At 61.9% G+C, this 16,851-nt stretch carries 14 protein-coding genes; 9 read left to right on the top strand and 5 right to left on the bottom strand.

Annotated features, from left to right (window positions below):
* Positions 1–48: 48 nt before the first annotated feature.
* Both IE100_RS03055 and IE100_RS03050 read left to right on the top strand, forming a co-directional pair.
* Entirely contained in the window at positions 49–1,632 is a 1,584-nt protein-coding gene (locus tag IE100_RS03055) for an ABC transporter substrate-binding protein (protein ID WP_189372662.1), read from the top strand.
* A 334-nt stretch (positions 1,633–1,966) separates the two neighbouring features.
* On the top strand, positions 1,967–3,829 hold the full coding sequence (locus tag IE100_RS03050) for an ATP-dependent nuclease (RefSeq protein ID WP_189372661.1): 1,863 nt from the start codon (positions 1,967–1,969) through the stop codon (positions 3,827–3,829).
* A gap of 291 nt (positions 3,830–4,120) precedes the next feature.
* Here IE100_RS03050 and IE100_RS03045 read toward each other — a convergent pair whose 3' ends face one another.
* Entirely contained in the window at positions 4,121–5,020 is a 900-nt protein-coding gene (locus tag IE100_RS03045; protein ID WP_189372660.1) for a LysR family transcriptional regulator, read from the bottom strand.
* 100 nt (positions 5,021–5,120) lie between these two features.
* Between IE100_RS03045 and IE100_RS03040 the strand changes: the two genes are divergently transcribed.
* From IE100_RS03040 to IE100_RS03030, 3 genes are all read left to right on the top strand, one after another.
* Positions 5,121–6,326 (top strand): MFS transporter, encoded by a 1,206-nt coding sequence (locus tag IE100_RS03040; protein WP_189372659.1) that lies wholly within the window; start codon positions 5,121–5,123, stop codon positions 6,324–6,326.
* Between the two features lie 67 nt (positions 6,327–6,393).
* Positions 6,394–7,200: a 2,5-didehydrogluconate reductase DkgB gene (dkgB, locus tag IE100_RS03035; RefSeq protein WP_189372658.1), complete on the top strand. Its 807-nt coding sequence runs from the start codon at positions 6,394–6,396 to the stop codon at positions 7,198–7,200.
* 121 nt (positions 7,201–7,321) lie between these two features.
* A complete protein-coding gene (locus IE100_RS03030; protein WP_189372657.1) occupies positions 7,322–7,639 on the top strand; it encodes a hypothetical protein in 318 nt (105 codons plus the stop codon).
* 754 nt (positions 7,640–8,393) lie between these two features.
* Here IE100_RS03030 and IE100_RS03025 read toward each other — a convergent pair.
* A complete protein-coding gene (locus tag IE100_RS03025; RefSeq protein WP_189372656.1) occupies positions 8,394–8,672 on the bottom strand; it encodes a hypothetical protein in 279 nt (92 codons plus the stop codon).
* A 398-nt stretch (positions 8,673–9,070) separates the two neighbouring features.
* Positions 9,071–10,891 carry a gamma-glutamyltransferase family protein gene (locus IE100_RS03020; protein WP_189372655.1) on the bottom strand — a complete coding sequence of 607 codons (1,821 nt, stop codon included), beginning with the start codon at positions 10,889–10,891 and terminating at the stop codon, positions 9,071–9,073.
* A 148-nt stretch (positions 10,892–11,039) separates the two neighbouring features.
* On the opposite strand from IE100_RS03020, the gene IE100_RS03015 reads away from it, so the two are divergent.
* A complete protein-coding gene (locus IE100_RS03015; RefSeq protein ID WP_189372654.1) occupies positions 11,040–11,786 on the top strand; it encodes a pseudouridine synthase in 747 nt (248 codons plus the stop codon).
* Positions 11,787–11,841: 55 nt separating this feature from the next.
* Here IE100_RS03015 and IE100_RS03010 read toward each other — a convergent pair whose 3' ends face one another.
* A complete protein-coding gene (locus tag IE100_RS03010; RefSeq protein ID WP_189372653.1) occupies positions 11,842–13,248 on the bottom strand; it encodes a pentapeptide repeat-containing protein in 1,407 nt (468 codons plus the stop codon).
* Between the two features lie 216 nt (positions 13,249–13,464).
* Here IE100_RS03010 and IE100_RS03005 point away from each other — a divergent pair, with 216 nt between their 5' ends.
* The gene (locus IE100_RS03005; protein ID WP_189372652.1) at positions 13,465–14,313 is read left to right on the top strand and encodes a 23S rRNA (adenine(2030)-N(6))-methyltransferase RlmJ; all 849 of its coding nucleotides are present in this window, start codon (positions 13,465–13,467) and stop codon (positions 14,311–14,313) included.
* A 99-nt stretch (positions 14,314–14,412) separates the two neighbouring features.
* Here IE100_RS03005 and IE100_RS03000 read toward each other — a convergent pair whose 3' ends face one another.
* Positions 14,413–15,324, bottom strand: a complete 912-nt coding sequence (locus IE100_RS03000; protein WP_189372651.1) for a pseudouridine synthase — start codon at positions 15,322–15,324, stop codon at positions 14,413–14,415.
* An 83-nt stretch (positions 15,325–15,407) separates the two neighbouring features.
* Here IE100_RS03000 and IE100_RS02995 point away from each other — a divergent pair, with 83 nt between their 5' ends.
* Both IE100_RS02995 and IE100_RS02990 read left to right on the top strand, forming a co-directional pair.
* Positions 15,408–15,821, top strand: coding sequence for a hypothetical protein (locus IE100_RS02995; RefSeq protein ID WP_189372650.1), 414 nt, complete (start codon positions 15,408–15,410; stop codon positions 15,819–15,821).
* Between the two features lie 64 nt (positions 15,822–15,885).
* Positions 15,886–16,500: a UPF0149 family protein gene (locus tag IE100_RS02990; RefSeq protein WP_189372649.1), complete on the top strand. Its 615-nt coding sequence runs from the start codon at positions 15,886–15,888 to the stop codon at positions 16,498–16,500.
* The last annotated feature ends 351 nt before the right edge of the window (positions 16,501–16,851 follow it).

Raw genomic sequence — 16,851 nt, 5'->3', positions numbered from 1 at the left:
CGTTATGCTGCGCCATTGGCATGAACGTTATGTACAAAGGACCCCACCATGCAATTGCGCACCCTGCTGCCCTTGTCCCTGCTCGCCCTGTCCGCCACCGCGCTGGCCAAACCGCTCACCGTCTGCACCGACGCCAGCCCGGAAGGCTTCGACGTGGTGCGCTACAACTCGCTGACCACCACCAACGCCAGCGCCGACGTGCTGTTCAACCGGCTGGTGGAGTACGACGCCCGCCAGGGCAAGCTGGTGCCGTCGCTGGCCACGCGCTGGGTGGTGGCGCCGGACGGCCTGTCCATCACCTTCACCCTTCGTGACAAGGTCGCCTTCCACCGCACCGCCTGGTTCAACCCCAGCCGCGCGCTGGATGCCGACGACGTGGTGTTCAGCTTCCAGCGCATGCTGGACGTCAAGCACCCGTGGCACAAGACCGCGCCCACCGGCTACCCGCACGCCAAATCGTTCCAGCTCGACAAGCTGATCAAGGCCGTGGTGCGCGTCGATGCCCGCACCGTGCGCTTCGAGCTGAACCAGCCTGACGCCACCCTGCTGCCGACGCTGTCGATGGGCTTTGCCTCGATCTACTCCGCCGAATACGCGGCGCAACTGGCGCGCGCAGGCACCCCGGAGCTGCTCAACAGCCAGCCGGTCGGCACCGGCCCGTTCCAGCTGCAGAGCTTCGCCAAGGACAGCGCGGTGCGCTACGCGGCCAACCCCGCCTACTTCGGCGGCAAGCCGGCGGCGGAACGGCTGACCTACGCCATCACCCCCGACAGCAATGTGCGCGTGCAAAAGCTGAAGGCTGGCGAATGCCAGATCGCCATCGGCCCGAAACCGCAGGACGTGCAGGAAGCGAGCGCCGACAGCCGCCTGCGCGTGCTGACCACCCCGGCGTTCATGACCGGCTTCGTGGCGCTCAACAGCCAGCACAAGCCGTTTGACGACAAGCGCGTGCGCCAGGCGGTGAACCTCGCCTTCGACAAGGGCAGCTACCTGAAGGCGGTATTCGGCGGCAGCGCCATCGCCGCCAGCAACCCGTTCCCGCCGTCCACCTTCGGCTACAACAAGGCGGTCAAGGACTACCCGCAGGACATCGTCCGCGCCAAAAAACTGCTGGCCGAGGCCGGCCTCGCCAACGGCTTCGACACCAGCATCTGGATCCGCCCCACCGGCAGCACGCTGAACCCGAACCCGAAAGCCGGCGCCGAACTGCTGCAGGCGGACCTCGCCAAAATCGGCATCCGCGCCGAGATTAAGGTCATCGAATGGGGCGAGCTGATCAAGCGCGGCAAGGCCGGCGAGCACGACCTGCTGTTCATGGGCTGGGCCGGCGACAACGGCGACGCCGACAACTTCCTCACCCCGCAATTCAGCTGCGCCGCGGTGCAGTCCGGCACCAACTTCGCCCGCTACTGCGACCCGAAGCTGGACAAGCTGATCACCGACGCCCGCCGCGACGCCAGCCCGAAACTGCGCGCCGCCAACTACGCCCGCGCGCAGCAGATCATCAAGGAGCAGGCGCTGTGGCTGCCGCTGGCGCACCCGACCGCCGCGGCGATCACCAGCAACAAGGTCAGCGGCTACCAGGTCAGCCCGTTCGGGCGCGTGGATTTCAGCAAGGTGGTGCTGAAGTAAGCGTTTTGTCCGACGCCTGAAACAGCTGCGGCCAACCTTGGCGACAAGGTTGGCCGCAGGGTTTGTGGGGTGTTGGGAGGTAATGGATGTGGGCTGGTGATGCCATAGCATTACAGTAGCTGCAATCGGTCATATGCAGCCATTCAAAACATTTCTCAAAAGTAAACTCTCACAAAAATCTCCTCGCCCTATTGTTGGATGTTATTTACAGACCAGAGCAACTGGACGTCGTTGAATACTTACAAATACATAGGCATAATTGGCGTCGAAATTATCAATTTATAATACGAACTCCATTCCGTGTAAACACTGTTATGCACAAGGAAAATTACCAGTGAGCTTCCCTCTAGAACTGACAGCACTCATCAATAGCCACAACGGCAACTTTACCCGTAAGTTTACTTTAAACAAAGGCCTTACAGTTCTGCTTGGGCCAAACGGATCAGGTAAAACTCATCTTCTAAGAGGATTAAAGGATAGTCTCAGCCAACATACGAATGGTAAGCGTGTAAGGTTCCTCTCTGCTGGCCGAATGGGGCTACTGGAACAGTACAGATCAGATTTTGACGGCCATCGCGGCGGCAGGCCTAACTATGACCATGCAACTTTTGGCAGTAAAAGCGATTCTGCACGCAGACATCAAATAGAAACCTTGAATGGAGATTTCCAGACACTTGCAGAACGAGCCGATATTCTTATAAAAATTCAGGAGAGACTCAGAAAGTTATTTAAGAGGGACATTCTTATTGATTGGGATAAAGGAAGTCTGAAAATTTCGTTTACCCGATTAGATGTTGAGGAAAAACCATATTCCTCAGGAAGGGAAGCATCAGGTTTAATGCACTTGGTCGGAATACTGGCCGCGCTTTATGACGATGACGTTGGCGCACTTCTTCTCGATGAACCTGAGGTATCCTTACACCCTCAACTACAGGCCTTTCTTTTAAAAGAAATTCTCAGCGTTGCTGACCACCCAGCAGCCGGTGGAAATAAGAAGATTATAATTATTGCCACACACTCAACGGAGATGCTTCAAATTCAAAGTCCCGAAGACTTATTGTCGCTAGTCTTCTGTTATGACCTAATGGCTGACCCCGTTCAAATTCCGGCTGAAGCGGGTGAGTTTAAGAATAAGAAAGTACAAAACCTGATTGCCCGACTGGGTCAAGAGCATAAGCTTTCATTATTCTCCAAACGGCCTCTACTAGTTGAAGGGCCATCTGACGTAATCATCTGTAGTGCTCTTGCGGGCAAGTTAGATATGCATCTAGAGGCTGCCGGATCGCAGCTCCTTCCTGTTATCGGCAAAGGGCAAATGCCAACCGTTGCAAAGTTGCTACGGCTACTTGGAAAAAACCCAGTAGCATTGACTGACGCGGATGGAATTGCCGATGGGGTCGAACTTGTCAACTCCTACCTTAACGACAACCCTACTGCAGATAAACGCGCAAACTCACTGGGGTTTCCATCCGCGCATCAAATGGCAGGTGCGATATTCGCTGATTTCTGCAGACTAGTGGATTGCCAGTGGAGTGAAATCTCTGCCAAGGCAGAAACTCATCCATATTGGGTGAACAAGAAGGCAGGTGAGGAAACGCAGGCAAAGCGCCGATCTGCTTTATGTACGCTATTTACCACAGATGATATTGAATTAACAAAGCTGGGAACCGATGGCACTTGGGCAAGCATAAAGGCTCGATTTACAGCGTTGTTTGACTTATTGGAGCAGTGTGGTTTATTTGTTTTGCGTAAAGGTTCAATAGAATCTTACTACCTAAGTTCAGATCAGTTTACTTCTGCTGGAAAGCCGAGTGCGGCTGTTAATGAAATCGACTTCCTTAATCAGCTTACATATGGAGACGCTGAATCCGCGTATTCTGATGTTGTGCGCTGTATTCGCCATGCATCAAACGCTGAAATAATTTGTGAGGCGGATGCATTGAGGGACCTCCTGCTTTCAGTGGCTGCCCCCGCACACGCCAGATTTAAGAGCGGAGATTCTTCGCAAAATTTCAACGTGTTAGCTCGTTCAATCCTAGGTGATCGATCAAGAATATTTGGATTAGTTGTAGAAGAAGATAAGCTCGTTATTTCGATTGAGAGCAATATTCTTAACGTAAACGGCTTCCCTGTAGCGCTTGGAAAGGACGATGATGTGCTGAAGTCGATTAATGCTGCCCTTGCAGCCAATGCATAACTAGCTAACTCGTAGCCCGGATAAGCCTAAGCGCATCCGGGGACTTGCCCACCGCACAAGAATCCATCTCGCGGCGCATTGAGGCCATCTCCTCCGCCCACGTTTTGCCTTGCGGCCAACGTTGGTGAGTCCCCGGATGCGGCTGCGCCTTATCCGGGCGACAAATGATTTCCTGCCGGCTTCAAGCGCAGGAAACAGCCCAAAAAAACAAAGCGGCCAACCTTGGTGACAAGGTTGGCCGCAGCCGTTTTGGGTGCAGCGAAGTGGGCGAGGCAGGACCCTGCGTACTTTTCAGGCCAGGCCGGCAGGCTGCTGCAGCTGCTCGGCCAGAAAAGCGACAAAGTGCGACACCCGCGCCGCCAGGAAGCCCTGCCGGTAGTACACCGCCCAGATAGGCTGCCGCCAGTCCAGCGTCTGCGCCGGCAGCACCTCCACCAGCCGCCCCGCCCGCCGGTCCTCGGCAGTCATGAAATCCGACAGGCAGGCGATGCCGCTGCCGTTCAGCGCCAGGTGGCGCAGGGTTTCGCCGTTGGAAGTGCTGATCGCCGCCTCCACCGGGTAGCCGTCGCCGCCGGCGTGGCGCAGCGGCCAGATGTTCAGTGACGCCGGCTGGGTGAAGCCCAGCAGGCTGTGTGCGGCCAGCTCCGCCACTGTGGCAGGTTGGCCGCAACGCTGCAGGTAGTCCGGTGCCGCCAGCAGGCGCAGCCGGCTTTCGCAAAGCAGGCGGGCGCTGAGGGTGGAATCCTGCAGCTGCCCCACCCGTATCGCCACGTCGGCGCGTTCCTCGATCAGGTCGACGATGGTCTCGCCGCTCACCAGCTCCAGGCGGATGCGCGGGTAGCGGCGCTGGAATGCCGGCAGCAGCGGCGCCAGCAGGTGGTTGAACACCGGCGTGGCGGCATTGACGCGCAGCAGCCCGGACGGGTGCTCCGCCGCCGATTGCAGCGTCAGCGCGGTTTCCTGCAGCCGGCTCAGGATGTCGCGCGCATTGGCCAGCAGCCACTGCCCTTCCTCGGTGAGGTCCAGCCGCCGCGTGGTGCGGGTAATCAGCCGCACGCCCAGCTGCTTTTCCAGTTTGGCCACGCTGCGGCTGATGCCGGACGGCGTCAGCCCCAGCCGCTCGGCCGCGGCGGTAAACGAACCGGCCTCAGCGACGGCCACGAAGATGCCCAGGGTATCGCTGGATAGCATTATTGATTTCCAGTCACAGGATTTTGCCATTTACCGCCATTTTTCCCGGCAGCGCAAGCACAGATAATCGCCGCATTCCCTGTCAACCAAGGAGCGATCCATGCCACTTGCCCTCTGGGCGCTAACCCTCAGCGCCTTCGCCATCGGCACCACGGAATTCGTGATTGTCGGTCTGATTCCCACCATTGCCGCCGACCTGCAGGTGTCGCTGCCTTCCGCCGGGCTGCTGGTCAGCCTGTACGCCCTGGGCGTGGCGGTGGGCGCGCCGCTGCTTACCGCGCTCAGCGGCCGCATGCCGCGCAAGACGCTGCTGTTGAGCCTGATGGCGCTGTTCACCCTCGGCAACCTGGTGGCCTGGCAGGCGCCCGGCTACCAGGCGCTGATCATGGCGCGCATCCTCACCGGCCTGGCGCACGGCGTGTTCTTCTCCATCGGCTCCACCATCGCCACCGGCCTGGTGCCGCGCGAAAAAGCCGCCAGCGCCATTGCCATGATGTTCTCCGGTCTGACCGTGGCCTTGGTCAGCGGTGTACCGCTGGGCACCTGGATCGGCCAGCTGTTCGGCTGGCAGAGCACCTTCCTGGCGGTATCGCTGCTGGGGGTGGTGGCCTTCATCGGCAGCCTGTTGCTGGTGCCGCGCCATATCGCCCGTCCGGCGCCCGCCACGCTGGCCAGTCAGTTCGCGGTACTGGCCAAGCCGCGCCTGCTGCTGGTGTATGCCATGACGGCGCTGGGCTACGGCGGCTCCTTCACCGCCTTTACCTACCTGGCGCCCATGTTGCAGCAGGTCAGCGGCTTTCCCGCCGCGGCGGTGAGCCTGGTGATGCTGGCCTACGGCCTGAGCGTGGCGGTGGGCAATGTGTGGGGCGGCCGGCTGGCCGATCGCCTCGGCCCGGTGCGCGCGCTGCAGATCATCTTTGCCGGCCTGGCGGCGGTGCTGCTGTTGCTGACGCTGACCGCGGCATCGAAATGGCTGGTGGTGCTCACCGTGCTGCTGTGGGGCGCGGTGGCGTTCGGCAACGTGGCCGGGCTGCAGCTGTACGTGGTGCAGCAGGCAGAACGCGCCGCGCCGCAGGCGGTGGACGTGGCCTCCGGCCTGAACATCGCCGCCTTCAATGTAGGCATCGCCTTCGGCGCCTGGGCCGGCGGCCACATCGTGGCCAGCCTCGGCATCATGCATACCCCGTGGATCGGCGCGCTGATCGTGCTGGCCGCCTGGCTGCTCACCGGCTGGTCGGGCCGGCTGGACCGCCGCGCCGGGCACCACCCACTGGCCCGCCCGGCCAGCCCGGTGACGGCGCACTGATAGACCAGGCCGCCGGCACGGCCTGCGGCCAACCTTTTCGACTCATCAATACACACAAGGACACATCATGAGCATTCCGGCATTCGGCGTCGGCACCTTCCGCCTGCAGGGCCAGACCGTCATCGACTCGGTGCGCACCGCACTACAACTGGGCTACCGCGCCGTGGACACCGCGCAGATCTACGACAACGAGGCCGAAGTGGGCCAGGCGATTGCCGAATCCGGCGTGGCGCGCAGCGAGCTGTTCCTCACCACCAAGATCTGGACCGCCAACTACGCCGCCGACAAGCTGATCCCCAGCCTGCGCGCCAGCCTGGACAAGCTGCGCACCGACGTGGTGGACCTGACGCTGATCCACTGGCCGGCGCCGGGCGACGACACGCCGCTGGAGGAGTACATGACGGCGCTGGCCGAGGCCAAGGCGCAGGGGCTGACGCGGCAGATCGGCATCTCCAACTTCAACATCGCCCTGACGCAGCGCGCCATTGATGTGGTGGGTGCCGGCGAGATCGCCACCAACCAGATCGAGCTCAGCCCCTACCTGCAGAACCGCCGGCTGACCGCCTTCCTGCGGCAGCAGGGCATTGCCGTCACCTCCTACATGACCCTGGGCTACGGCCGCCTGCTGCAGGAGCCGGTGATCCAGGCGATTGCCGCCCGCCTCGGCGCCACTGCGGCGCAGGTGACGCTCGCCTGGGCGCTGCAGCACGGTTACGCGGTGATTCCCTCCTCCACCCGTCGCGAGAACCTGCTGGGCAATCTGGCTGCCGCCACGCTGCAGCTGTGCGCGGACGACATGGCCGCCATCGACGCGCTGGAGCGCGGCGACCGCCAGGTGAACCCGGACGGACTGGTGCCGGAGTGGGATGACTGAGCCTTTCCCGCCCGTCGGCAAGGCCTGGCGGCTGCCACGTCGTTGAATCGGCAGCCTTCCTGTTTAGCAGGTCATCAAGAAACAGGCGCGGTGGCGGCTGCAGGCGCACCCGACCGCCGCGGTGATCAGCAGCGGCAAGGTCAGCGCTTACCAGGTCAGCCTGTTCGGGTGGGTGGACTTCGGCGAGGTGGTGCTGAAGTCAGCGTTTTATCTGACATCTGAAACGGCTGCGGCCAACCTTGGCGACAAGGTTGGCCGCATGGGGTTGAGGGGGTTGTGGGGGAGTGGATGTGGGCTGGTTACGGCCAGAAGCGGACGCAGGACTAATCGCACCAAAACTGCCATTGGTAAAAGCGCACTCAACATGGCAATGAAATATATCTACCATCACAATCCATTAAGCAACTTATACGGCGCCATGTATGGCTGTCATCTATAGTGAATAGATTCAAGAATTTGCCCGGCACCTGCATTGCTCTGTCATTCAGGATTATTCCTTACCCAAGATATGCCGCACCTAGCCAACTTAATATGGCGAAAATGCCATTTATTTTATATTAACACCTATGAGCCACCTATGCCGCGCCTACATTGCAGTGCTTAGTGTTTTAGCTTTTCAGGCGAGCGCTGCGGATACTCCATCGTTTGCTGAGCGTGTCGCTCTTGCAAAAAATACGGAGAAGCAGAAAGCTACTACCCAGTATTTTCAAAATGAAATGTATCCCACCATTGGGCCCTCTTTGGCGACTGCAATGCAGGAGTGTATGTCGCGTGCGGGTGCCAGCACAGAAAAATTCACTGTGGTAGCGAACGTTTCACAAGACGGCCGATTCATGGATATAGCCCACGAACCAAGCACGAATACTGCTGCTTGTTTGGCCACCGCAATGGCATCGTTTCGCGCACCGCCGCCGCCCACTTGCGACTATGGAGTATTGCCCATCGTCATCAATATGTCAGTCAAACCATAACCAGCCGGTTCCCAAGGGGTCTTCACTTTGTTGAACGTACATCTTCCAATCAGGTGACTTCCGTTTTGGGTCGGCTGTCGCCGCAGGGTGCGCTGGCAGCAGCCGGCCAGTTACAGTCGTTCGATAACCACTTTTTTCGAAACAATGCATGTGTAGAACCCTAATAATGACGCTCTGCGGACGGCGCCAGCCTAGCGGAATAACACTCCTCAGAAGCTGAAATTAGGTTTTTGCATTTTTTGATTTTCTCCATGCTTCCCATCGTGCATTGATCTCAACCACCAAACACCATTGGAGCCAGCCAATAAGCCCGGCAACGAAAGTGGCAAAAACAGAACCATTTGGAATAACATGAAAAGAAAAAAGGGCTAAAGGCATACCACTAATAGCCAAGAGGAAATGACCTGCTATTCCATCCCCAAAACCAACTGCACTAAGCACCAGGCAAAACATCACCCAAATGCCATAAGAAAATGCAAATTTTTGGGTCATAGGGTTCATACAATCTTTATTATCCTAATTGTATTTATACGGACAGTGGTGCCAAAATAACATTTGATGTTGATGATAAAAATCATAGCCCTCAACTAGTTAACACACAAAGATATTGTCATGGCAAAGCGGCCCGCCGCAGCAGCAAGTAGCCCGGATAAGCCTAAGCGCATCCGGGGACTTGCCCGCCTCACAAGACCCCATCTCGCGGCGCATTGAGGTCATCGCCTCCGCCCACGTTTTGCCTTGCGGCCAACATTGGTGAATCCCCGGATGCGGCTTCGCCTTATCCGGGCTACGCATGCTCCCCCGTCGGTTTCAAGCGCATAGAACAACCCCAGAAAACAAAGCGCCAACCTTGTCCAGGGTTGGCCGCTTGTTTGGCTGAGTTTTCCGGGGATTGCGCCCTACTCCCCCATCACCACGCCTTCGCGGCGCGGGTCGGCGCCGCCGAAGTAGCCCTCCGCCGTGCGGCCGATGGCCTGCAGGCCGCTGGTCATGTCGGTTTCGCGTACTTCATGCCCGTGCGCCTGCAGCCACTGCACGGTGTCCGCCGGGAAGCGTTTTTCTTCCAGCAGCGTCGGTGCGCCGGTGGCGCCGAAGTTGGGCAGGTTGATCGCCTGCTGCGCGTTCAGCCCCCAGTTGAGCATGCCGTACAGCGTCTTGGCGGTGTAGTGGATGATCAGCGCGCCGCCGGGGCTGCCGCCGCTGATCAGCAGCTGGCCACTGGCCTTGTCGAACACCAGCGTCGGGCTCATCGAGCTGCGCGGACGCTTGCCCGGCTGCACGCGGTTGGCGGTGGGCAGGCCGGCGGCGTCGTTGGGGGCGAAGTTGAAATCGGTCAGCTCGTTGTTGAGCAGGAAGCCGCCAACGCCCTTGCCGGACGGATTCACCATCTGCCGCGCGCCGAACTGCGCCTCGATGGTGGTGGTCATGCTCAGCGCGTGGCCGTCGGCATCGACGATGCTGATGTGGCTGGTGCCGTACTCCGGTTGCGGCGCGGCGATGCCCAGCGCCAAGGCCATGGCACCGGGCTGGCCCGGCTGCGCCGTCTTCATGCTGTTGTCGCCGATCAGCTTCGCGCGCGCCGCCAGGTAGTCGAGCGCCAGCATGGTGTGCCAGCTGCCGCCGGGGGCGGCCACGAAGTCCGGATCGCCGACGTACTTGGCGCGGTCGGCAAACGCCAGCCGCGACGCCTCGGTATACAGGTGCAGCCACTGCGGCGACGGCAGCGGCTTGCCGTCCGCGCCGGCGGACAGCGGCAGGCCGGCGGCGGCGGTGTTGTTCAATATGCCGAGGATCTGGCCGATGGCGATGGCGCCACTGCTCGGTGGCGGGAAGCCGCACAGGCGGTAGTCGCGGCTGGCGGCGCGGTAGTCGCTGCACAGCGCCTCACGCTTCTTCGGCCGGTAGGCGGCGAGATCAGCCAGCGTCAGCTTGCCGGGGTTGGCCGCATGGCCCTGCACCTTGGCGACGATGGCCTGCGCCACCGCGCCCTGCAGCAGCGCCTTGCTGCCGCGTGCGGCGATCTGGCGCAGCACGTCGGCGTAGGGCTGGTTGCGCAGCTGGTGGCCGACCGGATACGGCTCGCCGCTGGCCTGATAGAAGTAGGCGGCGGCCACCGGATCCTGCTTCAGGAAGGCGTCGGACTTGAGCAGCGTATGCAGCCGCGGGCTGATGGCAAAACCCTGCTCGGCGAGGCGGATGGCCGGCTGGAACAGGTCCGCCCACGGCAGCTTGCCCTGCTCGCGGTGCGCCTGTTCCAGCATCGCCACCACGCCGGGCACGCCCACCGAGCGGCCACCGACCACGGCGTCGTTGAACGGCAGCGGTTTGCCGTCGGCGCCGAGGAACAGCGTCTCGTCGGCGGCAGCCGGTGCGGTCTCGCGGCCGTCCCAAGCGCCGACCTGCTTGCCGTCCCAGTACAGCAGGAAGGCGCCGCCGCCGATGCCGCTGCTTTGCGGCTCCACCAGCCCCAGCACCATCTGCACCGCGATGGCGGCATCCAGCGCGCTGCCGCCGGCGGCCAGCACCTGACGGCCAGCGTCGGTGGCCAGCGGGTTGGCGGCGGCCACCGCGTAGTGGCGGGTGGCCCAGCCCGGCTTGTCCTGGTAGCCGGAGGCGGCTTCCGGCTGCGGCGGCAGCGGGCTGTAGGTGAACGATGGCGGCGTGGCGGCACAGGCGGCCAGCAGCAGCGACAGGGCAACGGTGGACAGGCGGGCGCTCATGGTGGGGTCCTTGTCAGGCGGCGGGAACTATAGCCATAGCACATGCCATGCCAAATGGAAAACCGGCGTGCCCGGCGTGGCGGCCAATCGGCGCGGCGTGGCCGCGGCGGCGCTGTTAGAATGCGCGCTTTTGCCGCCGGCCCCGCCCATGCTCACCATCCTCTATCGTGACCCGCACCTGATCGCCATCGACAAGCCGTCCGGCCTGCTGGTGCACCGCAGCGAGATCGACCGCCGCGAAACCCGCTTCGCGGTGCAATTGCTGCGCGACCAGATCGGGCAGCAGGTGTTTCCGGTGCACAGACTGGATCGCGGCACCAGCGGCGTGCTGCTGTTCGCGCTGGACAGCGACACCGCGCGACTGCTGAACCAGGATTTCGCCGCCAAACAACCGGCCAAGACCTACCTCGCGGTGGTGCGCGGCCATCCGGCCGACAGCGGCGACATCGATCACGCCATCACCCGCCAGCCGGACGAGCGCGAGTACGTGCACGGCAACGCGCAGCTGAACGCGCAGCCGGCGTTCACCCGCTACCGCACGCTGGCGCGCTGCTCCCTGCCCTACGCCGTGGACCGCTACCCGCAAAGCCGCTACGCACTGGTCGAACTGCATCCGGAAACCGGCCGCCGCCACCAGCTGCGCCGCCACCTGAAGCACATCGCGCACCCGATCATCGGCGACGCCACCCACGGCAAGGGCGTGCACAACCGCTTCTTCCAGCAGCAATTCAACGTTGGCCGCATGCTGCTGCACGCGGTGGAGCTGAGCATCCGCCATCCGCACAGCGGCGAGGCGCTGACCATCACCGCGCCGCTGGACGGCGACTTTGCGCGGCTGGTGCACGAGCTGGGCTGGGCCGAGGCGCTGCCAGCGGCATGGCTGAAAAAGACGTAAAACAGGACGAATGACAAAGGTTGGCCGCAAGCTTGTAACAGCTTGCGGCCAACCTTTATTTGAGACGGAACAGATTGCGCAGCGCAAGGCCGGCAAGGAAGAGGCTGGCTAGCGAAATGATTTTGTGCAATGCCAGCACAAGCACGGGCACATTATTGTTTTTTAACGTAGCTATCGAATGCAGCTTGTCAAAGCCTGTCAGCGGCAAAGACTGCGCTAAGCTGAACTCCAGCCATGACCATTGCACCTTACAACTAGCATCCAGTGACCCGCAGATGGTCAAATCATGGGTTGATATGCCGTAGTAACCATATGTGAAAGCGAAGGCAACCCAGGCCACGGCGAACAACGCTAAAGGACGCCATAGGTTGAAACCAAAATCGCTGCTCTTTTCGTACAACAAGTACATGAATTTGGCAGAACCAGCCCGCTTTGCCTCCTCCTTCATTTCCAGTCTAAAGAAGCGTTGCTCCTCGCGCAGCGCCTGCTGTTTACTGAAGGCTTGTTTCAGGGTGCGATAGGCACGGGCCGCCGCGTCACTGCCGCTGGCAGACGGGAATTCTGCACCATCAAAAGTGGTGTCCTGATGTAATTCGCAGCCGTGGAATTTCGGGGCTTTGCCAAACAACACATGGCGGCGAGGCTCTGGATCATCTTCCAAAATCAACTCACCATTCTTGCCGAATTTTGCCTGCCCCGATGCATCACGCTGCACCCTTTTTCTTTGATAGTCCGCAGGCAGACAACCAAAGTCGGTTTTGCCGGTAAATTTACGGTTGGAGAAATCGACTTCACCCGCAAAATGCGCACCTGCAAAACTGATCTCCAAGAATGTATCAGGTGCCAGCCCTCTAGCCTCCGCCCATGCTTTTGCTGACTGATAGTGTTCATCATCTTGGTATATGGTGCGGCTCGTCACCCAATTTGCACCTTGGAAATTTGCACCCTTACCCCACTCGGCGCCATAGAAACGGGCTCCGGCACCCCACTGTGCCGCAACAAAACCGGCAGACGCCCCCCACCTTGCATAGCTGAAATTACTCGCGTCGCCCCACTGCGCACCATGTAGATTGGCGAAATCTCCCCACTGTGTCCCGCTGAAGTTGGCAAACCGACCGCACGATGCTCCTTTGAAATCAGCACTATGCCCCCACTGTGCTCCTCTAAAGTCGGCACCATCCCCAAACACGAAGCCCGAAAAATCAACCGGATCACCTCGAAAATCCAGACCCGAAAGATCGGCGTGGTTAACAAAATGGGGAAACGTCCCCGTCACCGGAAACATCTCCCGCCAAGCATTCCACGCATCCTTGCCTAATTTGGCCAGTGCCAGGCAACCGGGTTTGCTGATGTCGGAAGGCATACCATTTTCAGTGTTGTCAAACAGTGCCTGCACTTCGGGCGGAAGCGTAGCAAAACGTTCAACTATGGAAGGCAGTTCAGGCTTGACGGTATCGTTCATGGTGGGCGTTCTGAATTAGGGGCTTGTTAATTCACCCTGCATTGTACAGGCAAGTATTTACCTGCCGGCAGCGCTGCCGGCGGCGTGGCTGGGCGACGCCAGCGCTGGCAGTGACTGACAAGACCAGCGCGCCTTGCGGCCAACCTTGGCCGCAAGGCCGCGGGATCGGCGGCGATTTGCGCTACAATGTGCGGCTATTTTGTCCGAACGACCGCCATGCTTAGCTATCGCCACGCCTTTCACGCCGGCAACCACGCCGACGTGCTGAAACACCTGATCCAGGTGCAGATCATCGACTACCTCGGCCAGAAGGATAAGCCGTTCTGGTACATCGACACCCACGCCGGTGCCGGTGCCTACAGCCTGACCGAGGGCTACGCCACCAAGACCGCCGAATACGTCGATGGCGTGGCGCGGCTGTGGCAGCGCGACGATCTGCCACCGGCGGTGGCGCGCTATCTGGAGGTGGTGCGCAGCATCAACCCGGACGGCGAGCTGCGCCACTATCCCGGCTCGCCGTGGTTCGCCGCCGAGACCATGAACCGCAGCGAGAAGCTGCGCCTGTTCGAGCTGCACCCCAGCGATTTCCAACTGCTGGGCGAGTGCTTCGCCGACGCCGGCCGCCGCATCAAGGTGGAGAAAAGCAACGGCTTCGAGGCGCTGAAGTCCATCCTGCCACCACCGCCGCGTCGCGCGCTGGTACTGATCGACCCGCCATACGAGGACAAGGGCGACTACCAGCGGGTGGTGAACGCGATGCAGGAATCGCTGAAGCGCTTCGCCACCGGCACCTACGCCATCTGGTACCCGCTGCTGCAGCGCCCGGAGATCAAGGACATGGTGGCGCAGCTGAAGGCGCTGCTGTGCCACAGCTGGCTGGACACGACGCTGACGGTGCGCACGCCGTCGAAGGAAGGCTTCGGCATGCACGGCAGCGGCATGTTCATCGTCAACCCGCCGTGGACGCTGCCAGCGACACTGAACGACACCCTGCCGTGGCTGACCGAGGTGCTGGCGGTGGACAAGGGAGCGTGGCACAGCGTGGAATACCGCGAGAACAAATAAGTCCGCGCGATATAAAAAATGGCCCTGCACGCGCAGGGCCATTTGCTTGCGGCCAACCTTTGACGGCCAAGGTTGGCCACAGGGCAAGTCGGCGCGAAGTCAGTCCGGCGCCAGCAACAGCCGGCGTTCGCTGTGGAACTGGCGCGCCTCGCCGCTGACCGGATCGGTGAAGGCGATGCTGCGCGCCAGCAATTGCAGCGGCTGGCTGAAGTCGTCCACCGCCTTGTCCGGCAGCAGCGCCGGATACCACGGATCGTTGACGATGGGGATGCCCAGCGCGGTCAGGTGCGCGCGCAGCTGGTGCTTGCGCCCGGTCAGCGGCGACAGCCGGTAGTGCGCCAGCGCGCCGGCGCGGGCGATCAGCTCGACGCGCGTCTCGCTGTTGGCTTCGCCGGCCACCTCGTGCATGCGGAAGCAGTCGTCGCGCTCCAGCAGGCGGCTGCGGTGTACCAGCGGCAGCGCGAGATCGTCGCGCCACGGCGCGATCGCCTCGTAGGTCTTGCTCACCTCGCGCGTCTGGAACAGGCCCTGGTAGGCGGCGCGGTGCGCGGGGTCGATGCAGAACAGCATCACGCCGGCGGTTTCGCGGTCGAGACGGTGGATAGGCGTCAGCTGCGGCAGATCCAGCTCGCGGCGCAGGCGGCCCAGCAGCGTCTCGCGCAGATGGCGGCCGCCGGGGATGCAGGCGAGAAAATGCGGCTTGTCGGCCACCAGCAAGCGTTCGTCGCGGTACAGCACCGTGGCCGCAAACGGCACCGGCACCTCGTCCGGCACGTCGCGGTAGTACCAGATGCGGCGGTTGGCCGGGTACGGGCTGTCGGGGCGGTGCGGGCGGCCCTGGTGGTCGAACACCTCGCCGCTCTGCAGCCGCGCGCGCCACACCGCGGCGGGGATGTGCGCAAAGCGCTCGATCAGGAAGCTGCACAGGTCCGGCCAGTCGCCGGCCGGCAGCTGCAGGAAGCTCGGCGCCACGCCGGCGCGCTCGGGAATGGGGGAAACGCGTTGATTCATCGCGCGATTGTAAGGCGATGCGCGCCAGTTGGCAGCAGGCGCGTTAAAATGCCGGCTTCACCGCATCGCGAAAGCGCAGAAACATGGCTGTAAAAAAGAAACCGGCCGCCGCCAAGCCGAACAAGGAAGCCAACGCGCAACTGGCCAAGCGCCTGGCGCGGGCCGACGCCACCGTCAACGCGGTGTGGTCGCTGCTGGACAGCCTGCTGGCCGATGACGGCCTCGCCGCGCAGCCGCTGGCCGAGAAATACGCACAGATGGGCGGCGTCTATTTCCGCAAGATCCGCAACGGCCGCGTGCTGAGCCTCACCGATTACGCCATCGCCATCGACCTGTGCACCGCCGCCCGCCGTGCGCTGCGCAGCATGGACGACAGCCTGCAGTTCGCCGGCCACCCGCGCGGCGAAACGCTGCGCAGCGTCGCCGAACAGGCGCACCAGCTGCTGATGGAGCACTACCACCTGTCCACCAAGCCGGGCCGGCCACTGCCGCCCTGACCGCAGCCCTGCGGCCAACGTTGGCCGCACGCCGCCCCCTACCGCTTACCGCCAAGGCCAGACCATGAAATTCAAACCGATGACCGAACAAGACTACCAGCGCCTGGGCGAAACCCTGAGCCGGCTGGCACCACAGGGCGCGATGTCGCTGGAGAAGCTGGACGGCTTTTTCGCGGCGCTGCACGCCGGGCCGGAGGCGATCAAGCCGGTCGACTGCCTGCCGACCATCCTCGGCGCCGCCTTCGACGACGAGGCCGCCTTCCCCTCGCCCAAGGCCTTCGAGAAGTTCGCGACACAGGTGATGGGCCACTGGCTGGAAATCGCGCGCACGCTGGAAAAAGGCGAAGACTTCCACCCATGGCTGGATGCCGACGAGCACGGCGTGGTGCACGGCAACGACTGGGCCGAGGGCTTCAGTGAAGGCATGCAGATCCTGTACGACGACTGGGCGCTGCTGTTCGACGACGCCGAGGCCGCCGGCGCGCTGGCGCCGATCATGGCGCTGGCGTTCGAGCACCATCCCGACCCGGAAATGCGCCCGTTCCTCGACGGCGCCAGCGCCGAGCAGAAGGCGGAATGGCTGGGCGAGATCTCGGCCTCGGTAGCGCAGATCTACCGTTTCTTCGCCACGCTGCGCCAGGAAATGGAAGACGCGGAAAGCGAAGCCAACGACGACTGACCGCGTCCGCCGCAACCCTCCAGGCCGCCGCCGGCATCCGCCGCGGTGGCCTTTTCCGTTTCCGCCGCTGCCGCCGTTGCAGCGCATCATCGCCCCGCCCCGGCCGGCGCGGCCCAGCCAGCCGTCGCCGCCGTGACGGCCGCCGTCCCGCCTTGCGGCCAACCCTGGTCCGACGCCACCCTTTTCGCCCCGCAGCCGGCGCGTTGCCGTCACGTTCGCCACCGCGACGCACCATCCCCCGCAAAAACAACAGCCCGTCAGCCCCCGCCACGCACTATTTTCACGCCTCGCCGCCAGTGGGGAAATAGCAAAAACTCTAACGCAAACTACTGATAAATATCGTTTTTTGCA

Source organism: Vogesella alkaliphila, from assembly GCF_014652475.1.
Lineage (GTDB): Bacteria > Pseudomonadota > Gammaproteobacteria > Burkholderiales > Chromobacteriaceae > Vogesella > Vogesella alkaliphila.
Note: the sequence above shows the minus strand (reverse complement) of the source record. Positions and strands in the feature narration are given on the sequence as shown.

Excerpts from the sequence above, each read along its gene's own strand:
- IE100_RS03055 (WP_189372662.1), top strand. The coding sequence starts at position 49 with ATGCAATTGCGCACCCTGCTGCCCTTGTCCCTGCTCGCCCTGTCCGCC.
- IE100_RS03045 (WP_189372660.1), bottom strand. The coding sequence starts at position 5,020 with ATGCTATCCAGCGATACCCTGGGCATCTTCGTGGCCGTCGCTGAGGCC.
- IE100_RS03040 (WP_189372659.1), top strand. The coding sequence starts at position 5,121 with ATGCCACTTGCCCTCTGGGCGCTAACCCTCAGCGCCTTCGCCATCGGC.
- dkgB (WP_189372658.1), top strand. The coding sequence starts at position 6,394 with ATGAGCATTCCGGCATTCGGCGTCGGCACCTTCCGCCTGCAGGGCCAG.
- IE100_RS03025 (WP_189372656.1), bottom strand. The coding sequence starts at position 8,672 with ATGAACCCTATGACCCAAAAATTTGCATTTTCTTATGGCATTTGGGTG.
- IE100_RS03020 (WP_189372655.1), bottom strand. The coding sequence starts at position 10,891 with ATGAGCGCCCGCCTGTCCACCGTTGCCCTGTCGCTGCTGCTGGCCGCC.
- IE100_RS03015 (WP_189372654.1), top strand. The coding sequence starts at position 11,040 with ATGCTCACCATCCTCTATCGTGACCCGCACCTGATCGCCATCGACAAG.
- IE100_RS03010 (WP_189372653.1), bottom strand. The coding sequence starts at position 13,248 with ATGAACGATACCGTCAAGCCTGAACTGCCTTCCATAGTTGAACGTTTT.
- IE100_RS03005 (WP_189372652.1), top strand. The coding sequence starts at position 13,465 with ATGCTTAGCTATCGCCACGCCTTTCACGCCGGCAACCACGCCGACGTG.
- IE100_RS03000 (WP_189372651.1), bottom strand. The coding sequence starts at position 15,324 with ATGAATCAACGCGTTTCCCCCATTCCCGAGCGCGCCGGCGTGGCGCCG.
- IE100_RS02995 (WP_189372650.1), top strand. The coding sequence starts at position 15,408 with ATGGCTGTAAAAAAGAAACCGGCCGCCGCCAAGCCGAACAAGGAAGCC.
- IE100_RS02990 (WP_189372649.1), top strand. The coding sequence starts at position 15,886 with ATGAAATTCAAACCGATGACCGAACAAGACTACCAGCGCCTGGGCGAA.